The 19,614-nt window shown below is 67.9% G+C and carries 17 protein-coding genes; 13 read left to right on the forward strand and 4 right to left on the reverse strand.

All coding sequences use genetic code 11. The features are described from left to right. Positions 1-131: 131 nt before the first annotated feature. The 12 genes from OG405_RS08740 to OG405_RS08795 all read left to right on the forward strand — a co-directional run bounded on the left by OG405_RS08740 (position 132) and on the right by OG405_RS08795 (position 12,696). A complete protein-coding gene (locus OG405_RS08740; protein ID WP_327151114.1) occupies positions 132-1,352 on the forward strand; it encodes a CaiB/BaiF CoA transferase family protein in 1,221 nt (406 codons plus the stop codon). Then, positions 1,349-2,140 (forward strand): enoyl-CoA hydratase/isomerase family protein, encoded by a 792-nt coding sequence (locus tag OG405_RS08745; protein ID WP_327151115.1) that lies wholly within the window; start codon positions 1,349-1,351, stop codon positions 2,138-2,140. The genes OG405_RS08740 and OG405_RS08745 overlap by 4 nt, the downstream gene beginning before the upstream one ends. Continuing rightward, positions 2,137-3,360, forward strand: coding sequence for an acyl-CoA dehydrogenase family protein (locus OG405_RS08750; RefSeq protein WP_327151116.1), 1,224 nt, complete (start codon positions 2,137-2,139; stop codon positions 3,358-3,360). Before OG405_RS08745 ends, OG405_RS08750 begins: the two co-directional genes overlap by 4 nt. Positions 3,361-3,424: 64 nt before the next feature. Continuing rightward, a complete protein-coding gene (locus OG405_RS08755; RefSeq protein ID WP_327151117.1) occupies positions 3,425-4,177 on the forward strand; it encodes an SDR family NAD(P)-dependent oxidoreductase in 753 nt (250 codons plus the stop codon). Between the two features lie 15 nt (positions 4,178-4,192). Then, positions 4,193-5,071, forward strand: a complete 879-nt coding sequence (locus OG405_RS08760; protein ID WP_327151118.1) for a 3-hydroxyacyl-CoA dehydrogenase family protein — start codon at positions 4,193-4,195, stop codon at positions 5,069-5,071. A gap of 9 nt (positions 5,072-5,080) precedes the next feature. Continuing rightward, entirely contained in the window at positions 5,081-5,968 is an 888-nt protein-coding gene (locus OG405_RS08765) for a 3-hydroxyacyl-CoA dehydrogenase family protein (protein WP_327151119.1), read from the forward strand. A 1-nt stretch (position 5,969) separates the two neighbouring features. After that, the gene (locus OG405_RS08770) at positions 5,970-6,746 is read left to right on the forward strand and encodes an enoyl-CoA hydratase-related protein (protein WP_327151120.1); all 777 of its coding nucleotides are present in this window, start codon (positions 5,970-5,972) and stop codon (positions 6,744-6,746) included. Then, positions 6,743-7,810 (forward strand): acyl-CoA dehydrogenase family protein, encoded by a 1,068-nt coding sequence (locus OG405_RS08775; RefSeq protein ID WP_327151121.1) that lies wholly within the window; start codon positions 6,743-6,745, stop codon positions 7,808-7,810. The genes OG405_RS08770 and OG405_RS08775 overlap by 4 nt, the downstream gene beginning before the upstream one ends. Further along, complete coding sequence (locus OG405_RS08780; protein WP_327151122.1) at positions 7,807-9,474, forward strand: AMP-binding protein; 1,668 nt, start codon at positions 7,807-7,809, stop codon at positions 9,472-9,474. The genes OG405_RS08775 and OG405_RS08780 overlap by 4 nt, the downstream gene beginning before the upstream one ends. Continuing rightward, a complete protein-coding gene (locus OG405_RS08785) occupies positions 9,471-10,661 on the forward strand; it encodes a CaiB/BaiF CoA transferase family protein (protein ID WP_327151123.1) in 1,191 nt (396 codons plus the stop codon). Before OG405_RS08780 ends, OG405_RS08785 begins: the two co-directional genes overlap by 4 nt. Next, on the forward strand, positions 10,658-11,857 hold the full coding sequence (locus OG405_RS08790) for a thiolase family protein (RefSeq protein WP_327151124.1): 1,200 nt from the start codon (positions 10,658-10,660) through the stop codon (positions 11,855-11,857). Before OG405_RS08785 ends, OG405_RS08790 begins: the two co-directional genes overlap by 4 nt. After that, positions 11,854-12,696 (forward strand): 3-hydroxyacyl-CoA dehydrogenase family protein, encoded by an 843-nt coding sequence (locus OG405_RS08795; protein WP_327151125.1) that lies wholly within the window; start codon positions 11,854-11,856, stop codon positions 12,694-12,696. The genes OG405_RS08790 and OG405_RS08795 overlap by 4 nt, the downstream gene beginning before the upstream one ends. Before the next feature lie 98 nt (positions 12,697-12,794). Here the strand turns inward: OG405_RS08795 and OG405_RS08800 are convergent, their stop codons facing one another. Then, positions 12,795-14,177 (reverse strand): lipase family protein, encoded by a 1,383-nt coding sequence (locus OG405_RS08800; protein WP_327151126.1) that lies wholly within the window; start codon positions 14,175-14,177, stop codon positions 12,795-12,797. 423 nt (positions 14,178-14,600) lie between these two features. On the opposite strand from OG405_RS08800, the gene OG405_RS08805 reads away from it, so the two are divergent. After that, on the forward strand, positions 14,601-15,953 hold the full coding sequence (locus tag OG405_RS08805) for a lipase family protein (RefSeq protein WP_327151127.1): 1,353 nt from the start codon (positions 14,601-14,603) through the stop codon (positions 15,951-15,953). A gap of 85 nt (positions 15,954-16,038) precedes the next feature. On the opposite strand, the gene OG405_RS08810 is transcribed toward OG405_RS08805, so the two are convergent. The 3 genes from OG405_RS08810 to OG405_RS08820 all read right to left on the reverse strand — a co-directional run bounded on the left by OG405_RS08810 (position 16,039) and on the right by OG405_RS08820 (position 19,591). Next, positions 16,039-17,454 carry a lipase family protein gene (locus tag OG405_RS08810; RefSeq protein WP_327151128.1) on the reverse strand — a complete coding sequence of 472 codons (1,416 nt, stop codon included), beginning with the start codon at positions 17,452-17,454 and terminating at the stop codon, positions 16,039-16,041. Between the two features lie 274 nt (positions 17,455-17,728). Further along, the gene (locus OG405_RS08815) at positions 17,729-17,917 is read right to left on the reverse strand and encodes a hypothetical protein (protein ID WP_327151129.1); all 189 of its coding nucleotides are present in this window, start codon (positions 17,915-17,917) and stop codon (positions 17,729-17,731) included. 168 nt (positions 17,918-18,085) lie between these two features. Continuing rightward, the gene (locus OG405_RS08820; RefSeq protein WP_327151130.1) at positions 18,086-19,591 is read right to left on the reverse strand and encodes an alpha/beta hydrolase; all 1,506 of its coding nucleotides are present in this window, start codon (positions 19,589-19,591) and stop codon (positions 18,086-18,088) included. Between the last annotated feature and the right edge of the window lie 23 nt (positions 19,592-19,614).

The following is a 19,614-nucleotide window of genomic DNA, read 5'->3' on the forward strand; positions in this document are numbered from 1 at the left end:
GGCGTCGTCGATGTCGGGACGGCTGCTGTTCTCGCTTCCGGCCCGCCGTTCTTTCCGGGTACCAGTCCGCTGAGCGGGACGCTTTTCTGCATCCCGGCGCCGGCTACCCGAAACCCGAAGGATGTGCAGGAATGAACGACGAGCACAGCGGACCGCTGGCGGGCCTGCGGGTGGTCGATATGACCACGTCGTATGCCGGGCCCACCGCGGCCATGTACCTCGCCGACCTCGGTGCCACGGTGATCAAGGTCGAGCGCCCCGGGCGCGGCGACGACGCGCGGAGCTGGGGGCCGCCGTTCGTCGACGGAGCATCGGCATGGTTTGCCTCGGCGAACCGGAACAAGAAGTCGATCGTCCTGGACTTACGCTCCGATACGGGGCGGGAGGTGCTGCTGCGGCTACTGGATACCGCCGATGTGTTCTTGCAGAATATGAATCCTGCCAAACTGGTCGGTATGGGAATTGCCGGCGACGCACTTCGTTCGCGCAACCCCCGACTGATCTATTGCGCGATGTCGGGCTTCGGATTGGACGGCCCGGACAGCAGCCTGCCCGGCTACGACCTGGTGGCCCAGGCGCGTTCGGGACTGATGTCGGTCACCGGCGAAGCCGGGCGCAGCCCGCAGCGCGTCTCCACGGCGCTGTCGGACGTGGTCACCGGGATGTGCGCCGCTGTCGCGATCAACGCGGCACTGGTGCGGCAAGCTCGCACGGGCGAAGGCGAACTCATCGATGTCTCGCTGCTGGACACCGACTTAGCGCTCATGGCGCCCCGGATCGCGGCCTACCACGCCGGCGAGCCGGAGCCCGCGCCCAGCGGCGGGACGGATTCGGTACTCGCGGTCTATCAGCCCTTCGCGGCAACCGACCGGAGCCTGGTCGTGGCGATCGGCAACGACGCGATGTGGCAGCGGTTCTGCACAGCGGTGGATCTTCCCGAACTCGCCGCCGACCCGGCTCTCGCCGACAACGCCGGACGCCGGGCCCACCGGCCGCGGATCACCCGTCTCGTCGCCGAGCGGATCGCCACCCGTTCCGCCGCGGAGTGGCTGCAGATCTTCGGTGCGATCGATGTTCCGGCCGCAGCGGTGCAGTCGCTGTCAGAGGTGGTGCAGGATCCGCAGGTCCGGGCGCGCGGTGCGCTGATGCCGGTCCCCGGTTCGGGCGGCGAACTGGTGAGTGTGCACAGTCCGTTCCGGCTCGCCTCTCTGAAACCCCGCAACGAGCGATTCCCGGATCTCGGGGCGCACACCCGCGAAATCCTGCTCGACCTCGGATATACCCGCGACGATGTGGAGACGTTGCTGGAGACCGGCGCGGTCGCCGCCGAACGCGCGGAGGCCGTGTCGTGACCGTCCTGCTGCGCGAGACAACCGGCGCCGTCACCACCGTGACCATCAACCGGCCCGAGGCCTTCAACGCACTCGATGCCGCGGTGATCGGCGCCCTCACCACGGCGGTGACCGACGCGGCCGAGGACCCGGGGGTGCGCGCCGTTGTGCTCACGGGCTCGGGGGAGAAGGCATTCAGCGCCGGTGCGGATCTGAAAGAACTCGCGCGGATGGGACCCGATCGGGCCAGGGAGATGATGACCGCCGGGCAGCGGGCGTTCCGGACGCTGGAGCAACTGCCGGTCCCCGTGATCGCCGCGGTCAACGGTCTGGCACTGGGTGGCGGGTTCGAACTGGTACTCGCCGCGACGTTCCCGGTGCTGTCCACCCGGGCATCACTCGGACTGCCGGAGTCCGGGCTCGGACTCATCCCCGGCTACGGTGGGACGCAGCGCCTTCCTCGTGCCATCGGCGTGCGCGCCGCCGCGCACCTGATGCTCACCGGTACCCGGCTCGGCGCCGACCGCGCCTATGAACTCGGGCTGACCCCTTTCCCGCCGGTGGCCCCGGAGGAACTACTCCCGACGGCTGTGGGAATCGCCGAGAAGATCGCGGCGCAGGGCCCGAACGCGGTGCGCTCGATCCTGCACGCCCTGGACGTCGGCCGCGACGCTCCGCTCGAGACCGGCCTCGCGGTCGAAACGGGGCTGGCGGCGCTGGCCGTGGCCGGAGACGAATCCACCGAGGGCATAGGCGCGTTTCTCGAGCGCCGTCCGGCGCGGTTCGCCGACCCGGAGGCCGGCTCATGAGCGCCGGGCTCCTCGCGATGGATACCGATCCCGAGGCATACCTGGCACTACACGATCTGCTCGACGAACCGGCCGCCGATGCCGCATTGACCGAGCGGGAACGCGAGGTGCGTGCGACCACGCGCGAAGTGGTGGCCCGCGAGGTCGCGCCGCGGGCGGCCGAATCGGACGCGACCCACACCTTCGTCCACGAGAGTGTGCAGGCGCTGGCCCGGGCCGGGCTGTGCGGGCTCGTCTTTCCCGAACGTCTCGGCGGTAGCGGTGACACGAATGTCGCCTACGCCGCGGCGATGGAGGAGATCACAGCCGGTTGCGCCGCGACCAGCCTGGTGTTCATGACCCAGACGCACGCGGCGTACCCGATCCTGATCGCGGGCAGCGAAGAACTCCAGCAGCGTTATATACCGGGTCTGCTGGACGGTTCGCGGTACGGCTCGCTCGGGATCACCGAGCCGGGCGCGGGCTCGGATGTGTCGAGCCTGACCACCACGGCTGTCCGGACGGCCGACGGCTGGACGGTGACCGGTCAGAAAACGTTCATCACCACCGGCGACCGCGCCGACGTGATCATCTGCTTCGCCACCATCGACCGGTCTCGCGGCCGAGACGGGATCACCGCCTTCGTGCTCGACGGCGACCGGGACGGAGTGGGGCGCGGGCAGCCCTTCCACAAGATGGGGATGCACGGTTCGAGCACCGCCGAACTCTTCTTCGACCGGGTCGCGGTACCGCGGTCGAATCTGCTCGGTGACGAGGGGCGGGGCTGGTCGGTGGTGATGAACTCGGTGGTCAAATCCCGGATCAGTGCCGCCGCCCAGGGCGTGGGCCTGGCCAGAGCCGCGTACGCGCGCACCCTGGCCGCCTTGACCGCGCTGTACGGTCACCGCCTCTCCGACGAGCACACCTTCGCGCTCGCCGAACTGCGCGGCCGGATCCTGCAGGGACGATTGCTGTTGCACGCCGTGGCACGCCAGGTCGATACGGACCCCGAGGTGACGTCCGGGCAGATCGGGATCATGAAGCAGTCCTGCACCGACCTCGGCTTCGAGGTCTCGGTGCAGGCGGCCCGGATCCTCGGCCCCTACGGCGATCTCGCCGACCTGGGTGTCGAGCGCTGCCTGCGCGACGCGAAGGTCACCCAGATCTACGACGGCACGAACGAAATCCAGCGGCTGCTCATCGGCCGCGAAACCACCCGTGCGATGAAGGAGCTTCCATGATGCGATACCTCCGCCTTCGCTTCGGCCTCCGCGGGCCGTATGAACCCACTCCGAAGGAGCTTCCATGAGTTCGCTGGACGGAAAGGTCGCAATCGTTACCGGCGCCGGCCGCGGCCTCGGCCGGTCCATGGCCTACGCCCTCGCGGAGGCGGGCGCCGCTGTCACGGTCGCCTCCCGGACAGCTGCCGAGCTGGACACCTTCGTCACCGAGGTCCGCGCGGCCGAGGGCCGGGCGCTGGCCTGCCCGACCGATATCACCGACGAGGAGTCGGTGCGGCGGATGGTGCAGGCCACCCTCGACACCTTCGGCCGGGTGGACATCCTGGTGAACAATTCCGGGATCGTCGCCTCCGTACCGCTGGTGGACCAGCCGGCCGACGAATGGGATCGGGTTATCGCGACGAATCTGCGCGGCACCTATCTGGCCACGCGCGCGGTCGGACCGCACCTCATCGCGCAGGGCGGCGGCAAGGTCGTCAATATCGCGTCGAACTTCGCGCTGCAGGGCGTCGCGAATCACGCGGCGTATTCGGCGTCGAAGGCGGGCGTCATCGCCTTCACCCGTTCGATGGCGATCGAGTGGGCGCGACACGGTATTCAGGTCAACGCCATCGCGCCCGGTTATTTCGCCACCCCGTTGAACGCCGAACTGCGCGACGACGCCGAAGCCGCGGCCCGGGTCGTGCGGGCCATCCCGGCGCGCCGGATGGGCGAACCCGACGAGATCCGGCCCTGGCTGCTGCTGCTCGCCGGCGACGACTCGAACTTCGTGACCGGTGAGGTCATCGTCATCGACGGCGGCCAGAGCGTCCGCTGAGATTCAGGAGAACCAGTGAGCAACGAGAGCAAAACCGTCGCCGTGCTCGGCGCCGGCACGATGGGTTCGGGAATCGCGACCGTGATGGCGCGCGCGGGCTACCGGACGGTGCTGTTCGATATCGACGAGGCGAACCTGCGTCGTGGGATCGATACCGTGCACGGATTTTTCGACAAGAGCGTGCAGCTGGGCAAATTGGACGCGGAGACCGGCCGGTCCGCCAAGGACGCACTACGCGGGACCACCGACCTCGCCGACCTCGCACCCTGCGAGGTCGTGGTCGAAGCCGTGTTCGAGGACCTGGCGTTGAAGAAGGACCTCTTCGGCCGGTTGGACGAGATCGTCTCGGATTCGGCGCTCCTCCATACCAATACCTCGACGCTGTCGGTCACCGGGATCGCTTCGGGTTCGCGGCGGCCGGAGCGGGTGGTCGGCACCCACTACTGCAATCCGGCACCGCTGATGAAACTCGTCGAGGTGGCCGACGGCCGCCACACCGCCGACTGGGCCCACAAGGCGACCGTCGAATTCCTGGGCTCGCTCGGCAAGACCAGTGTGGTCACCAAGGACCGTCCGGGATTCATCGTCAATCGTTTCCTGATCCCGTGGGAGAACTCGTGCATCCGCGCCCTGGAAGCGGGAGTCGCCACGAAGGAGACGATCGATGCCGCCGTGCTCGGTTCGCTCGGGCACCCGATGGGGCCGTTCCGGCTGCTCGACATCGTCGGAATGGATATCCATCAGCAGGTCGCGACCCGGCTCTACGAGCAGCTGCGTGATCCGAAGTTCTTCCCGCCGCCGATGGTCGAGCGCATGGTCGCCGCCGGCGACCTGGGGCGCAAGACCGGCCGCGGTTTCTACACCTACGACGACACCCGGTTGTTCGGGTCCTGAGGAGAGAACATGAGTGAGTCCAGTACCGACTTCGCGACGATCGGCCTCCTCGGTCTCGGCACTATGGGTGCGGGCATCGCCCAGGTGCTGGCCGCGTCGGGCCGCAAGGTCGTCGCCGTCGAAACCGATCGGGCCCGTGTCGACGCGGGCCTGGCAAGGGTCGCCGCCTTCCTCGACGGAGGGATCGCCCGGGGCGAGGTCTCCGAGGTGGACAAACGCGTTGTCCTGGAACGGATCACCGGTACCACCTCGGTCACGGAATTGCACGGCGTCGACGCCGTGCTCGAATGCGTGACCGATAACGCGGAGGTGAAGACCGCACTGCTCACCGAGGTCGCGGCGGTGGTGGGGGATCGCATCCCGCTGCTCACCGATACCTCCGCGCTGTCAGTCACCGACCTCGCGGCGAGGCTGCCCGAACCGGGCCGGGTGGCAGGGCTGCACTTCTTCGATCCGGCGCCGACCGTGCGCACGGTGGAGATCGTGCGCGCGCTGCAGAGCGAAGAGGATCTGATCGATCGGCTGGTGGCACTCGTCGACACGCTCGCCGACAAGGTCGCGGTGGTGGTCGACGACCGCCCGGGATTTCTGATCAACGCGCTGCTGCTGCCCTATCTCAACGATGTCGTCGCCGAGTACGACGAGGGCCTGGCCACCGCCGCGGATATCGATACCGCACTGGAACTGGGTCTCGGCTACAAGACCGGGCCACTGACAATGCTCGACGCGATCGGTCTGGACGTGCACCTGCACGCCACCGAGGCCGCCTACGCGGCAACCGGCGACCCCCGCTACGCGCCGCCGCCGCTACTGCGTCGGATGGTCGCCGCCGGGCGGCTGGGTAATAAAGCCGGCCACGGATTCCGTACCGCCCCGCACCGTGAGGACGACAACTGAGATGACCTACGACGATATCCGCACCAGCATCGCCGGGCCGGTTCTCACCATCACCATCGACCGGCCCGAGGCCGGGAACAAGTTCCGGCACCAGACCTGCCTCGAGCTCTTCGACGCGCTGCAGAAGTTCCGGTTGGACCCGCAGCTGCGTGCCGCCGTACTGACCGGCGCCGGGGACAAGTTCTTCTGTATCGGCGGTGAACACGACCCGGTCACCTCGCTGGACCAGTCCCAGGTGTTGCCGATCATCGATGTGTACCAGGCGATCGACACCGTCTCGAAGCCGATCGTGGCCGCGGTCAACGGTTTCGCGGTCGGCGGCGGCAATGTGCTGCACACCGTCTGCGATCTGAGCATCGCCGCGGAGACGGCGGTGTTCCGACAGGTCGGCCCGATGGTCGGCAGTTTCGACGCCGGGTACGGCAGCTGGTACCTGGAGGACACCATCGGCCGCAAACGCGCCAAGGAGATGTGGTTTCTCAACCGCAAGTACACCGCCGGCCAGGCGCTGGACATGGGACTGGTCAACGAGGTGGTTCCGCCCGCCGAGCTGGCGGCGCGCGCCGCCGAGGTGGCCGCGGAGATCGCCACCCGCAGCCCGCTGGCCCTGGCCGGTATGAAGGGTGCGTTCTCGGCCCGCCACAACGGTGTCTCGGGCCAGGCGCGGATGGCGCACGACCAGCAGCTCTCGCTGTACATGCAGACGAAAGAGGCCCACGAGATGAGCGCCTCCTTCGGTGAGCGGCGCAGCCCCGACACCGAGAGTTTCTGGTCGTGACCCCATCGGACATCTGGCGGGGGCCCGCGCTCGACCGGGATCAGCGTGATCTGCGGGATATGCTCGACGCTTTCGCTGCCGCGCACGACCCGGTGCTCACCGACGATCCGGAGCAGGTCGCCGGACTGGTGACCGCACTCGCCGCGCTCGGCGTCTGGACACTGGGCACCGCCGAGGAGACCGGTGGTGGCGGCGCCGACCGGGTGACCACTGCGCTCGTTTTCGAAAGACTCGGCCGCGCCTGGCCGGCGCTGGGCTGGGCCGCTGTGCAGGCCCATACCGCCGTCGATGTGCTCGGCGCCGACGAACGATTCGCCGAACTGGTCACAGGGCTGCACGCCGGTACGGCCGCAGTCGCGGTTGTCGACGCGGCGGCGGCGCAGGTACGGCTCACCTGGGAAGGCGGCGCTCTGAACGGAACCGTGGCCCGGGTGGATGTCGCGGCCGAGCAGCCGCATCTGATGCTGCTCGGCGACGCGGGTCACGCGGTTCTGCTGGCGCCGGCGACGCTGACTCCGAAACCACTGCGGCGCACCGGTTTCGGTGGGGCGACGACCCGCTCTCTGGAAGTCGACGCCCGTCCCGGTCAGTACCACGACCTCGACGGTGTGGACATCGCGGCGGCCCGGCGCCGGCTGCGCCTGGGTGCGGCCGCCGTGGCGGCGGGGATCGCGGGCGCGGCGGCCGACGCCGCTGCGGAGTACGCCGCAGGCCGCGAGCAATTCGGCGCCGCTCTGACCGCCCTGCCCACCGTGCGGCAGGCACTGCTGGGCCAGGCAGCGCGGGCGGCGGTGAGCACCGCGGCCGCCTTCGGCGCCGAGGACGAGATCGCGGTACTGGGGGCGTTGCGCGAAGCCTGCGAGGCCGCGATCGATATCGCGGCGAGCGCCCTGCAGGTACACGGGGGATACGGATACCTGACCGAATACGGCGCGGAGCGACGATTGCGCGACGCGATGTCGCTGCGAGCCGCGACGGACCCGGGTGGGGCGTCCACCGCGGTCGCCCGGGCGATGACCGGGCTCGCGCCCACTCCCACGGCAATCAGGAAGGACGCGTCGTGAGTGGATCCACCTTCAAACCGCTGAGTGAGGCTCTCGACGGTCAGTACACCCCGGTCGACGACGCCACGGCCGCGCAATGGCGGACGGCGGGCTGGTGGGAGAACCGTTCCGTCCGTTCGCTGCTCACCGAGGCGGCCGAGCGGCACCCGGATCGGATCGCGCTGGTCGGACGTCGCAGCGACGGTCGCCGCGAGACCCGGACCTACCGCGAGTTCGACCGCAACGCCCACCGTGCCGCCGCAGTGTTCGCCTCGCTCGGTGTGGGCGTCGGTGATGCCGTCGTGCTCATGCTGCCGAACTGGGTCGAGTACGCCGAAATGGCGTTCGGGATAAACGAGACCGGCGCGATCTACGCCGGTATCCCTGTCGCTTACGGGGAGAATCAGGCCGCCGCCATCCTGCGACGCAGCAAGGCCAAGGTTCTCGTGATCCCGCGGCGCTGGCGTAACAACGAACACCTGGACCTGTCCCGGAAGCTCCGTGCCGAGATCCCCACTCTGGAACACGTGCTCATTTTCGACGAGGACGGCACCGGCCTGCGGGCCGGAGAATCACTGTGGTCCGCTCACGCCGGACTGCCGGACCGGACATTCCCCGACCCCGAACCCGGCAGGCTCTGCTACCTCGGATTCACCTCCGGCACTACAGGCGAGCCGAAGGGGGCCATGCACAGCCACGACACCTTGATCTACGCGGCGCGCCGGCAGGCCGAACACGTGGGGACCTCTCTGTGGGGCGATCCGATGGTCCAGCTCGTCGCCTCACCCGCCGGTCACCACACCGGCTTCGAATGGGGCATCGTCATGACGGTGCTGTTGTGCGGGACCGCGGTGCACGTGGACCGCTGGGATCCGGCCTGGGGAGCCGAGGTGATCAGAGATGAGGGGATCACCTCGTTCTTCGGGGCGCCCACCTTCCTGCAGGACATGATGCGCACGGATCTCGTCGGGGACCCGGATTGCCCGCTGAGATGTCTGGTGATCGCGGGGTCTTCGGTGCCGAGGAACCTGCCGGCCCAGGCGGGTGCGGCGCTCGGTGCCTACATCTGTCCGGCCTGGGGGCTGACCGAGTGCAGCATCATGAGTTCCGCCACGCCCGCGGAGTCGGAGGCCATCCAGCGGACCGATGGTTCGATCTTCGCCGGGTCGCAGGTCAAAGTAGTCGACTTCGGCGGCAACGAGGTGCCCGCGGGTACGGTCGGCGATCTGCTGATGCGTGGCCCCGGTGTGGTCTTCGGCTACTTCGATCGGCCGGACGCCACGCAGGACGCTTTTCTGCCGGGCCTGTGGTTCCGGACGGGAGACCGGGCGAGCGTCGACGAACACGGCTGGCTGTCGCTGCACGGGCGTACCAAGGACATCATCATCCGCGGCGGCGAGAACATTCCGGTCACCGATGTGGAATCGGTGATCTTCGACCATCCCGACATCCTCAACACCGCTGTGATCGGTGTCCCCGACGAACGACTCGGTGAGCGGGTCTGCGCAGTGGTGGTCCTCGAGGAGGGCGCACCCGCGCTCACCGTCGAGACCCTCGCGAAATATCTTCTGGAACAGGGACTTTCCAAGCACTACCTGCCGGAGCGTCTGGTGATCCTCGCCGAATTGCCGATGACGCCGAGCGGAAAGATCCAGAAGTTCAAGTTACGGGAGATGGTCGCATGACCGGCGCCGGACTTCCGCTCGCGGGCGTGAAGGTGCTCGACCTGTCGACGCTGTTGCCGGGCCCGCTGGCCACGCTGATGCTCGCGGACGCGGGTGCCGATGTCGTCAAACTCGAGCGGCCCGGTAGCGGTGACGAGATGCGGACCTACGAACCGAAGTTCGGTGCGGCCAGTGCCAACTACGCCGTCCTGAACCGGGGCAAACGCGCCTACGGTGTGGACTTCAAGGATCCGGTCCAGCGGGATCGGGTGCTCGGGCTCGCCGCCGAGGCCGATGTGGTCGTTGAGCAGTTCCGCCCGGGCGTCGCCGACCGGCTCGGCCTCGGTTACGAGGCGATCGCGGCGAGCAACCCGCGTGTGGTCTACTGCTCGATCACCGGCTACGGCGCGACCGGTCCGCTCGCCCCTCGGGCCGGTCACGATCTGAACTATCTCGCGGAGTCCGGGCTGCTGGGTGTGGTCACCGACTCCGTCGGCCGGCCGGCCCTGCCGGTATCCGTGCTCGCCGATATCTCGGCCGGTACCTACCCCGCCGTGGTGAATATCCTGCTGGCACTGCGGCAGGCCGAACGCACCGGCGCGGGGTGCCACCTCCAGGTGTCGATGGCGCACAACCTGCAGGTGCTGGCCTACGGGTATATCGCGACGCACCAGGCCGGCGGTACCTGGCCCCGGCCCGGCGCGGAACAGTTGACCGGCGGCAGCCCGCGATACCACATCTATCCCACCGCCGACGGGCGCCATGTGGCATGTGCCGCACTGGAACAGAAGTTCTGGGACCGGCTCGTCGAACTCGTCGGCCTGGACGAGAAATTCCACGAGGACGCGGGCCGAGAGGAGGAAGTCACCGCCGCGCTGGGCGAAATCTTCGCGCAGCAGCCGGTCGGATACTGGCGGCAACTGCTCGGCGACGAGGACGTCTGCACGGTGGTGGTCGCCACCTGGGACGAGGCGGTCCGATCCGGGCTCGTCGACACCGCAGCGCCGGAGCGGGTGTCCCCGCCCGGCGTATCGGACATGTCCTTCGCCACGCTGGCGAGCCCTGTGGACCCGTCCCTGCGGCAGGTGGGTGGGACTCTGCCGTACCCAGCGCTGGAATCGCTGCCCGACAGTTCGCCCTGGCCTCGATACGACGCGAAAGACGTTGCCCGTGATTCGGAGGAACCCCGTGATTCGGAGGAACAATGACTGAGGCCTATGTGTACGCTGCCGCGCGCACTCCGTTCGGACGGTTCGGCGGCGCGCTGGCCACCGTACGTCCCGATGACCTCGCGGCCGTCGCCGTGACGGGCGTGCTGGGAAAGGCTCCGGCCCTCGACCCCGGCGAGATCGAGGATGTCGTGTGGGGCAACGCGAACGGTGCGGGGGAGGACAATCGCAATATCGGCCGGATGGCCGTCCTGCTCGCCGGCCTGCCGGTCTCGGTACCCGCGACGACGGTGAACCGGCTCTGCGGCTCGTCCCTGGACGCGGCGATGATCGCCTCCCGGATCATCGAAACCGGTGACGTGGACATCGTGCTGGCCGGCGGAGTCGAGTCGATGACCCGGGCACCATGGGTGCTGCCCAAACCAGATCGAGCCCATCCCCCAGGAGATATCACTGCGGTTTCGACGACGCTCGGCTGGCGTCTGGTCAATGCTCGGATGCCGACCGAATGGACCGTATCGCTCGGGGAGTGCAACGAGCAGCTCGCCGACCGGTTCCACATCTCCCGGGACAGGCAGGACGAGTTCGCGGTGCGTTCGCACACACTGGCACACGCCGCATGGGAAGCAGGATGGTACGACGAGCTGGTGGTTCCGGTACCGGATACAGACCTCGACCGAGACGAAGGGGTCCGGCCGGACTCCGATACGGGCCGCTTGGGCGGTTTGCGGCCGTCCTTCCGGCGGGACGGGACGATCACCGCGGGCAATGCCAGCCCGTTGAGCGACGGAGCTTCGGCGCTGCTGCTCGGTTCCGCGGCAGTGGCCGGACGAATCGGGACACCACCGCTCGCGCGTATAGCGGGGCGGGGGGCCTGTGCTCTCGATCCCCGTGATTTCGGGATCGCGCCCGTCGCAGCGGCGGAGGCCGCGCTCGCCCGGGCCGGGATCGGCTGGCCGGATGTGGCGGCGGTGGAACTCAACGAAGCGTTCGCGGTACAGGCACTGGCCTGTGTCGATGCCTGGAAGATCGACCCCGGCATCGTCAACACCTGGGGCGGCGCCATCGCGATCGGCCATCCACTGGGCGCTTCCGGTGCTCGATTACTCGGCACCCTGGCCAGGCGAATGACCGCGGCGGGACAGCGTTGGGGAGTCGCCGCCATCTGTATCGGCGTCGGCCAGGCTCTTGCCGTCGTACTCGAGAATGTCGCGCCCGGATCGGAGAAACAATGACACTGCCAACCACTGTCGGGGTCTACGGCGGCGGCCGGATGGGTGCGGGTATCGCGCACGCCTTCCTGCTCGCCGGTGCCGAAGTGATCATCATCGAAGCGGGCCCGGAAGCGGTAGCTGCCGCTCGCGACCGGGTGGAATCGAGCCTGAGCAGGGCCGCGGCGCGCGGCTCTCTCGTCGAGGCGCTCGAGAAGGTATCCGCACGACTGACCGTCACCACCGATGTCTCGGCCCTGAGGGCCAGTGGTCTCGTGGTGGAGGCGGTACCGGAGATCGCCGATTTGAAGGCGACCGTGCTGGGCCGGATCGAGCAGGCCGCGCCCGACGCCGTTGTCGCCACCAACACCAGTTCACTGTCGGTCGATCGGCTGGCGGCGCGATTGGCGCGCCCGGCCACTTTCCTCGGATTGCATTTCTTCAATCCGGTGCCCGCCAGCGGATTGGTCGAGATAGTAGTCGGCAGCAAAACCGGCGCCGCAATCGTCACCGACGCACATCGGTGGGTGGACGCGCTCGGCAAGACCGCGATCACCGTCGCCGACTCGCCCGGTTTCGCATCCTCGCGGCTCGGTGTCGCGATCGCTCTCGAAGCGATGCGGATGCTCGAGGACGGCGTCGCCTCCGCCGCGGACATCGACGCGGCGATGACACTGGGATACCGGCACCCGGTAGGACCGTTGCGCACGACCGACATCGTCGGCCTCGATGTCCGACTCGCCATCGCCGATCACCTCGCCCGGGAGCTCGGCCCCCGCTTCGAGCCGCCGGCGATCTTGCGGGAAAGAGTTGCCGACGGTCACCTCGGACGAAAGACAGGTCGAGGCTTCTACACCTGGTGAACCCGGACGAGGAGGGGCGCCGGGCCCGACCCTCGCGCCCGCGACGTGGCCGTGACCAGCTGCCTGCGGGCGCGAGTGTCGCTGTGGTTCGAGAGACTCTAGGAGCACTCGTTCGGCGCGGAGACTCCTTGTAGCCGTGCGTCGAGCCAGTCGAAGGCGCCGGGGAATCCGGTGGTCAGACCGGTCACGTGTTCACCCGGCTCGCTGCGGAAGACCGCGGAGACGCCGCGAGCGCACTGGGTGCGATACAGCTGCTGTGCCCCCTCGAGCGGAATCCAGAGATCGTGGGCGGCGTGGTAGATGTACAGCGGCACCGCAGATGTCCGGTCGCTCAGATCCGTGCGCGCGAAGATGTCGTCGGCTATGGCGCTGTCGAGCGGGTGCGGAATATTCGCGGCGATCTCGAGCGGTATCCCGACCACACCGAGCGGGCCGAGTGCCTCGCCGCATACGTTGTTGAGCGGCGACGTCGCCACCCACTGGGCCAGATGGTTCATGTTGTCGAGGATTTCGGGGTGCTCGCGGGCGTAGGCGAGCACGACCGCCAGCAGCACTCCGGAGGCGAACTTGCCGTCGAAACCGTTCGCGACAATTCTGTTGTCGGTGACGAGTCCACCCATCGATGCGCCCACCACCACATCGGTCAGTTCCGGCGCGTACTCGCCGAGCAGCATGGCCGCCGCATAGGAGGCGATCGCACCCCCGGAGTATCCGGTCAGCGCGAAACGGCTGGCACCGAACTCGGATCCGGGCATCGAGCGCACGGCACGAATACCGTCGAGGATGACGTGTGCGGCGACGTTCGGTTCCGCGTAGGCCATGAACGGGCCTTCGTGATCGGGAATCAGCACCGCGTACCCACGGTTAACCGCGGACGCGGTCGTCGGTGTCAACGCGTCTACGGCACTGCTGCTGGTGCCGTCCTCCCCGTGCGCCATCGCGTAGCCGGGTGTACACCGAAGGCCGAGGGAGTTGATCGGCTTGTTGTCCACCAGGACCGGCCGGCTGCCGGGACCTGTCCACGCCGCCGCCGGAACCACCAGGGTGGCCGTGCCGAAGGAGGGCGCCCCCGCCGCGGCCGTCGACCGGTACTTCATCAACACGGCACGGCCGACCGGCGCGGAGATCCGCGGCGCGGCGATCGCAGTGATATCACGCTGTTCGATCAACTCACCGGCAGTCATCCGGTCCATCGCGGCCGGCCACGTGTCGAAGATCGGGTCACCCGTCGGCGGGGACTGCACCGCGTGCCACAGTGCGGCCAGGTGCGGCGGTAGATCGCCGATGGGCGGTGCGGGTGCGGCAGGGAGTGATGGGGAGGGGAGGGCATCGTCGATACCGCGCTGTAGGCCGGAGGGTGCCGGGGGTTGCGGCACCTCCTCGGCGGTTGCCGAGGGCTGTCCCACAAGGATCAGGCAAGATGCCGTGATCACACCGGTCAGCGCCCGCACGAGACCTGCTCGCGCACGGACCCACTTCATAGAGCTACCTCTCGAGATCAGTGAATGTGCCTTCGGGCCGATGCCTTCGAAGGCACACAGAAGGCCGCCGCGTGTCCGCCGTCGGTCTCGGCGAAATTCGTTGGGATGCACGCTGGTCGGTTGAGGTAACAGTAATTGTTCCGGCAGATTTTTCGCGGCCCGTCGAGTCGGGATCGTACTTCTCCCCGCGGGCTCGCGATGCCGTGTGAATACGCCACGAAGGCACAGGAAACGTTCGGTCCCTTGGGATTTCGGGAGAGGCACCGTCAGGGTGGCCGATGTCGCGGCGATCCCTCGCTATGGCGGAGGCCACAGTCGAAAAGACGATCTTGTGTGAGCGGCCGTCAATATCATCGATCGTGGCGGATCGAGGTGGGCGACTGTCGATACTGATAGAAATTTTTTGCAGCGAGGGTGAGGTTCGTGAAGCCGCTTCTGGCAATCGTCGTGACTGTTCTTGTCGGTTGTGTGTCGGTGGGCGGGCCACCGCCCCGCGCGCACGCGGAGCCACCCGAGGGCTCGGTACCACCGGCGGTCGCCGATCCCTCGCCACTGCAGCAATGGATCGACGGCACGATCCCCGCTCCGCCGCAGTTCGCGGGTGATGAGGCCGGACTGTCGCTGTGGCGTGGAGTACTGCCGTCGGCGACCGACGATCCCTTCTTCGACGCCTGGCCCGCCGACCTCGCGACTCAGGCACCGGGCCAGATCATCGAAACGCGTGACGTCACCACGACAACCGCCGCGAGAATGGCGACGCCCATCTCGCGGGCGACGTTACTGAAGTTCCGGTCCACCTCCGCCTCGGGCTCGCCGTCCTTCGGGACCGCGACACTGATCGTCCCGGCGACTGCGTGGACCGGACCCGGTACCCGGCCGGTGGAGGTGAACGCGATGCCGATCAATTCACTCGGGTCGCACTGCACCCCCGGATATCAGTTGTCGCACGGCCTCTTGGATCGGCCCAACACCGATCTGCCGGTGTTCCTGCCATCGGTCTGGTGGGCGCTGAGCAAGGGCCACGCGGTCCTCATGCCGGACCACGAGGGTCCGCTGATGGCGTACGCCGAACCCAATGTCGCCGCACATGTGATGCTCGATGCCATCCGCGCCGTCCGCGCCCACGCGCCGGATGAATTCGGTGCCGGCCGATATGTGGCCATCGGCTATTCCGGTGGTGCGATCGCCGCCTACGCGGCGGCTATGCTGCTCGATGAGTACGCGCCCGAGCTGGCGGGAGTTCTGATCGGCGCGGCAGCGGGCGGTCTGGTCACCGACAATTCGAACGTGGCCCACCAGTTCAACGGCAACATCTCTTCCGGGATCCTGTTGACGGTCGCGCTGGCGGTCGCGCGCGAACACCCCGAGATCCTGCGGCACATGAATCATCTCGGCCAATGGGTGGCGACCTCGCCGCTGCGTGATATCTGCGGCGATGCCTCCGGGCCTCTCGGCGTGGTCGGTATTCCGATCGATGTCGCGGCGAATACCGCGAACGCGCTCGACAGTCCGTTCGCCGCGAAGATGTTCGAGCAGTTGGACCTGACCGGCCGGACCTCGGCCGTACCGCTGTACATCTACCACGGCCTGCACGATCCGTGGATCCCGCTCGACGATGCCCAGCAGATGTATCGGCAACAGTGCAGCCGCGGTGTTGCCGCCGTTTTCCGCATCGTGGGTGGTGAGCATCTGATCGGCTATGTCAGCGGCTATCCCGAACTCGGCGGCTGGATAGACGCGCGCTTGCGCGGCGAACCCGCACCGAGCGAATGCTGAGCGGCTAAGGGTTGCACCTCGGCGATGCCGCGAATGCGGAGCCGTCCAGTTCTCGTCGATTAGCACGCTTCTGCGAGACGGGCACTCAGCATTCGCTCTCCGCTGGGATGCCGCGCAGGCGCTCGTCCAGCCAGACCATGGCCTCGGGATAGCCGAGTCCCGCCGCGATGACGTGTTCGCCGAACACACTGCGGTAGACCGCCGTGACGCCGAGGGAGCACTGCTCCCGGAAAAGGTTGCGTGCGCCCTCGGCCGGGATCCAGAACTCCTGTTCACCGTTGTATATATAGAGCGGCGTCGCCGACGCGAGCCCGGCCATCCGGGTCACCTCGTAGATATCGTGTGCCAGCGTCGATCGCAGTGGGTCGGCGATATTCGCGGCGATATCGATCGGCAGCAGCAGTACGCCGGGCAGCGCGAAAATGCTTACGCACTGGTCTTTCATCGGCGATGTGGCCACCCACTGGGCGAGATGGTTCATCCGGGCCAGGATCTCCGGCCGCTCGCGCGCGATACCGAAGACGGCCGCCATGAACACGGCCGAGGCCAGGTTGCCGTTCATGCTGCGAGCCAGGATCTCGTAGTCGGCCGGCACGCCGCCGAGAGCCGCACCGGCCAGTGACGGCGCGAGCTCGGGCGCGTAACTCTCGATCAGTTTCACCGCACCGTGCGTGGCGATCGCGCCGCCGGAGTATCCGGTGATCGCGAACCTGCTCTCACCGAACTCGTCTGCTCGCCAGCCACGTACCGCACGCACCGCATCCAGCACCGCGTGGCCCGCGACGTAAGGTTCGGCGTAAGCCATCAGCGGGCCCTCATGGTCCGGGATGAGCACGGCGTAGCCCCGCAGCGCGGCCAGGTGAGTGGTGGGCGGCACGAAGTCTGTGAGCGCGCTGTCGGACGATAGACCGTGCGCCAGCGTGTAACTGGGTGTGCAGTGGCGGCCGAGTGCGTCGATCGGGAGGTTGTTGACCACCACCGGCCGCGCTCCGGGCACCGGTGAGGCGGTCGCTGGAATCACCAGCGTGGCCGTGGCGTAGGAAGGACGATCGTGCGCGTCGGTAGTCCGGTACTTGAACAACAGTGCTTGCCGGATCGGCACAACGACAAGCGGCGCGGCCGAGGCGGTGATATCGCGGACCTCGATCACCGCGCCCGGGGCGAAGTCGGCGAGGTTCGACGGCCACAGATCGAAGATCGGGTCGCCGACCGGCGCGGGCAGAACCGCCTGCCGCAGCGCCGCCGGCCCCGGGGCCTCGTTCGTCTCCTCCATCGGCACCGGCTGGGGCGCCGATGCGATCGGCGGTGGCGGAATCACCTGGTCGATCCACTGCTGAATACCCGGCAGGATCGCGCCGCTCGCGTCCCCGGGTGGTGGAAGTGTCGGCAGTCCGGCGAACGGGAGGCCGGGTGGTGCGGGCGGTGGCTGGGCGGCGGCCTGCCCGGTGAGCAACGGCACGATGACGAACAATGCGATAGTGACGGCACGCGGACATCTCATGGCACACGCCCCTGGGTGCGAGGTCGATACATCTGGCACCCGAGAAGATGTAGGGATCCGTCCCCCGAATCGTCTCTTGTCGTACCGGGGCCAGGCGCTCAGGTTACGTGACCGGGAGTCGGTTTCAGTGATACGTCACAAGATCGAGACGACTTCCTGCCGATTCGAGATAACCAGCGCCGGCCGAGCCGGCGGGTGGCTCGGCCCTATCGGCACACCGGTCACCCGGTCAGTGATCGCCTACGATCACCGACTCGGTTCGCTTGCGCGCGCTTCAGGCGGCGTCGAGTGGTTCGACATCGACGACGATCATTTTGTCTTGTCGATATTCGTCCAGGTTGGGGCGGTTCCAGCATTCGCCGCTGCGGATTCGATGAAACCGGAACGTGGCGTTGGTTTCGTTCGCGCCGACGATGAAGCGCACCGCAGCAGGCGAGTCGAGTTCGTAGACCAGCCGGCTCATCACCCGCGCCAGCGCGACGCATGCCCGCAAATATCCCACGCCCGACCGCTGACCGAGCGAACGCGGTATGAGCCCGGCGACCTTCGGCCTTACTTGTCCAGGGCTTGTATCAACCGTGGCGGATCCATTGGTTGATCGCTGCGATGTGGATGGTCGCGAGGTAACGGACTAGCCCGCCCGACAGGTCATGTCGTGTTCGGGCATAGTGCCGTCCACCAGGTAGCTGGTGACGACGTCGGACGCGCAGGGGTTGGTGCCGAGAACATAGACCCCGTGCCCACTTCCGTCGACAGTGACCAACCGGGACCGCTGACCGAACTTCTCGTCGAGCAGCTCGCCGCCGCGTAGCGGGGTGACCGGGTCGCGCTGGTTCTGCACGATCAGCACATCGGCCGGGCCGGTGTTGTCGATCCGCGCCGGCGGCTCGGACGGCCCGAGCTTCCAGTAGGCGCAGGGCATGACGTTCGCGGCGGCCGCGCCGTAGAGCGGGTACCGTTCCCGGTCCTCGGCGACGGCACGGTGGTAGGTCCGGATGTCCTCCGGCCATTCGACATCGTTGCAGGTCACGGCCAGAAAGACCGACCAGGCGTTATCGTTCGGCGAAGGCGCGCCGGTACCCGGTGGGCGGCCGCCCGCGGGCCCGGGACGTCCGGTTTCGAGCAGCGATTTCCAACTCTCGGCCGCCGGCGCGTACAACGCCGGGCGATAGAGCGTGAAGAAGGTGCCGAACCGGAAGAGGCTGCCGTCCATCCCGTCCACCGGGTTCGCGTCGAGTCGCTCGGCGAGGGTGAAGTACGTCCGCCGCACCTCTTCCGGTGTGCGGCCCAGACCGTAGGTGTCGTGGCGGGCGGCGGCCCATTCAGCGAAGTCGGGAAACGTCTCTTCCATTCCGAGGCCGTACCGGCGCATCCCATCATGGTCGAGGTGGGTGTCGCCGATATTGCTGTCGAGCACGATGCGGTCGGCCTGCTGCGGGAACATCGAGGCGTAGGCGGCGCCGAGCGCGGTACCGTAGGAGTAACCGAGGAAGCTGGCCTTGTCCTCACCCAGCGCCGCCCGGATCCGGTCGAGGTCACGGGCCATATTCGCCGTCGACACGTACCGCAACCGGCCCTCGTGGTCGTTGGCCGCGCACTGCTCGGCGACCCCTTGGGCGACCGTGGCCCGCTCGGTGACCGCCGCATCGGTCACCGCATACGGCGGGATATTGCCGAAGTACGCCTGATCATCGGTGAACCCGCAGCTCACCGGTGCCGAATGCCCTACCCCGCGCGTATCCATACCGATCACGTCATAGCTGTCCAGCACATCGGCGGGCAGCCCCTGAGCAGCCAGGAACTTGGGCTGGTCCAACCCCGCACCACCCGGACCACCGGGGTTGAGCAACAACACTCCGCGACGCTTGTCCGGGTTCCTACTCGCCAGCCGGGAGATCATGATCTCGATCTGCGCGCCCTCGGGCTCGCTGTAATTCAAGGGCGCCGGCACGGTGGCGCATTGCAACTGGGCCGGCCCGGCCGCGGGATCTTCGACCCCCTCCGGACATGCGCCCCACTGCACCTGCGCTGCGGGGCCTTCGGCCGGCTCCGCGGCCACGATGGGCGCCCCGACCAGCGCTCCGGTGAGACCGAGCACGGCCAGCAGGCTCAGGCTCCGGGTCCGTTGTCGATTCATACGCTGCTACTCCCCGACGAAAT

Source organism: Nocardia sp. NBC_01329 (assembly GCF_035956715.1).
Taxonomy (GTDB): domain Bacteria; phylum Actinomycetota; class Actinomycetes; order Mycobacteriales; family Mycobacteriaceae; genus Nocardia.

Excerpts from the sequence above, each read along its gene's own strand:
- OG405_RS08740 (WP_327151114.1), top strand. The coding sequence starts at position 132 with ATGAACGACGAGCACAGCGGACCGCTGGCGGGCCTGCGGGTGGTCGAT.
- OG405_RS08750 (WP_327151116.1), top strand. The coding sequence starts at position 2,137 with ATGAGCGCCGGGCTCCTCGCGATGGATACCGATCCCGAGGCATACCTG.
- OG405_RS08755 (WP_327151117.1), top strand. The coding sequence starts at position 3,425 with ATGAGTTCGCTGGACGGAAAGGTCGCAATCGTTACCGGCGCCGGCCGC.
- OG405_RS08765 (WP_327151119.1), top strand. The coding sequence starts at position 5,081 with ATGAGTGAGTCCAGTACCGACTTCGCGACGATCGGCCTCCTCGGTCTC.
- OG405_RS08770 (WP_327151120.1), top strand. The coding sequence starts at position 5,970 with ATGACCTACGACGATATCCGCACCAGCATCGCCGGGCCGGTTCTCACC.
- OG405_RS08785 (WP_327151123.1), top strand. The coding sequence starts at position 9,471 with ATGACCGGCGCCGGACTTCCGCTCGCGGGCGTGAAGGTGCTCGACCTG.
- OG405_RS08790 (WP_327151124.1), top strand. The coding sequence starts at position 10,658 with ATGACTGAGGCCTATGTGTACGCTGCCGCGCGCACTCCGTTCGGACGG.
- OG405_RS08795 (WP_327151125.1), top strand. The coding sequence starts at position 11,854 with ATGACACTGCCAACCACTGTCGGGGTCTACGGCGGCGGCCGGATGGGT.
- OG405_RS08800 (WP_327151126.1), bottom strand. The coding sequence starts at position 14,177 with ATGAAGTGGGTCCGTGCGCGAGCAGGTCTCGTGCGGGCGCTGACCGGT.
- OG405_RS08810 (WP_327151128.1), bottom strand. The coding sequence starts at position 17,454 with ATGAGATGTCCGCGTGCCGTCACTATCGCATTGTTCGTCATCGTGCCG.
- OG405_RS08815 (WP_327151129.1), bottom strand. The coding sequence starts at position 17,917 with ATGAGCCGGCTGGTCTACGAACTCGACTCGCCTGCTGCGGTGCGCTTC.
- OG405_RS08820 (WP_327151130.1), bottom strand. The coding sequence starts at position 19,591 with ATGAATCGACAACGGACCCGGAGCCTGAGCCTGCTGGCCGTGCTCGGT.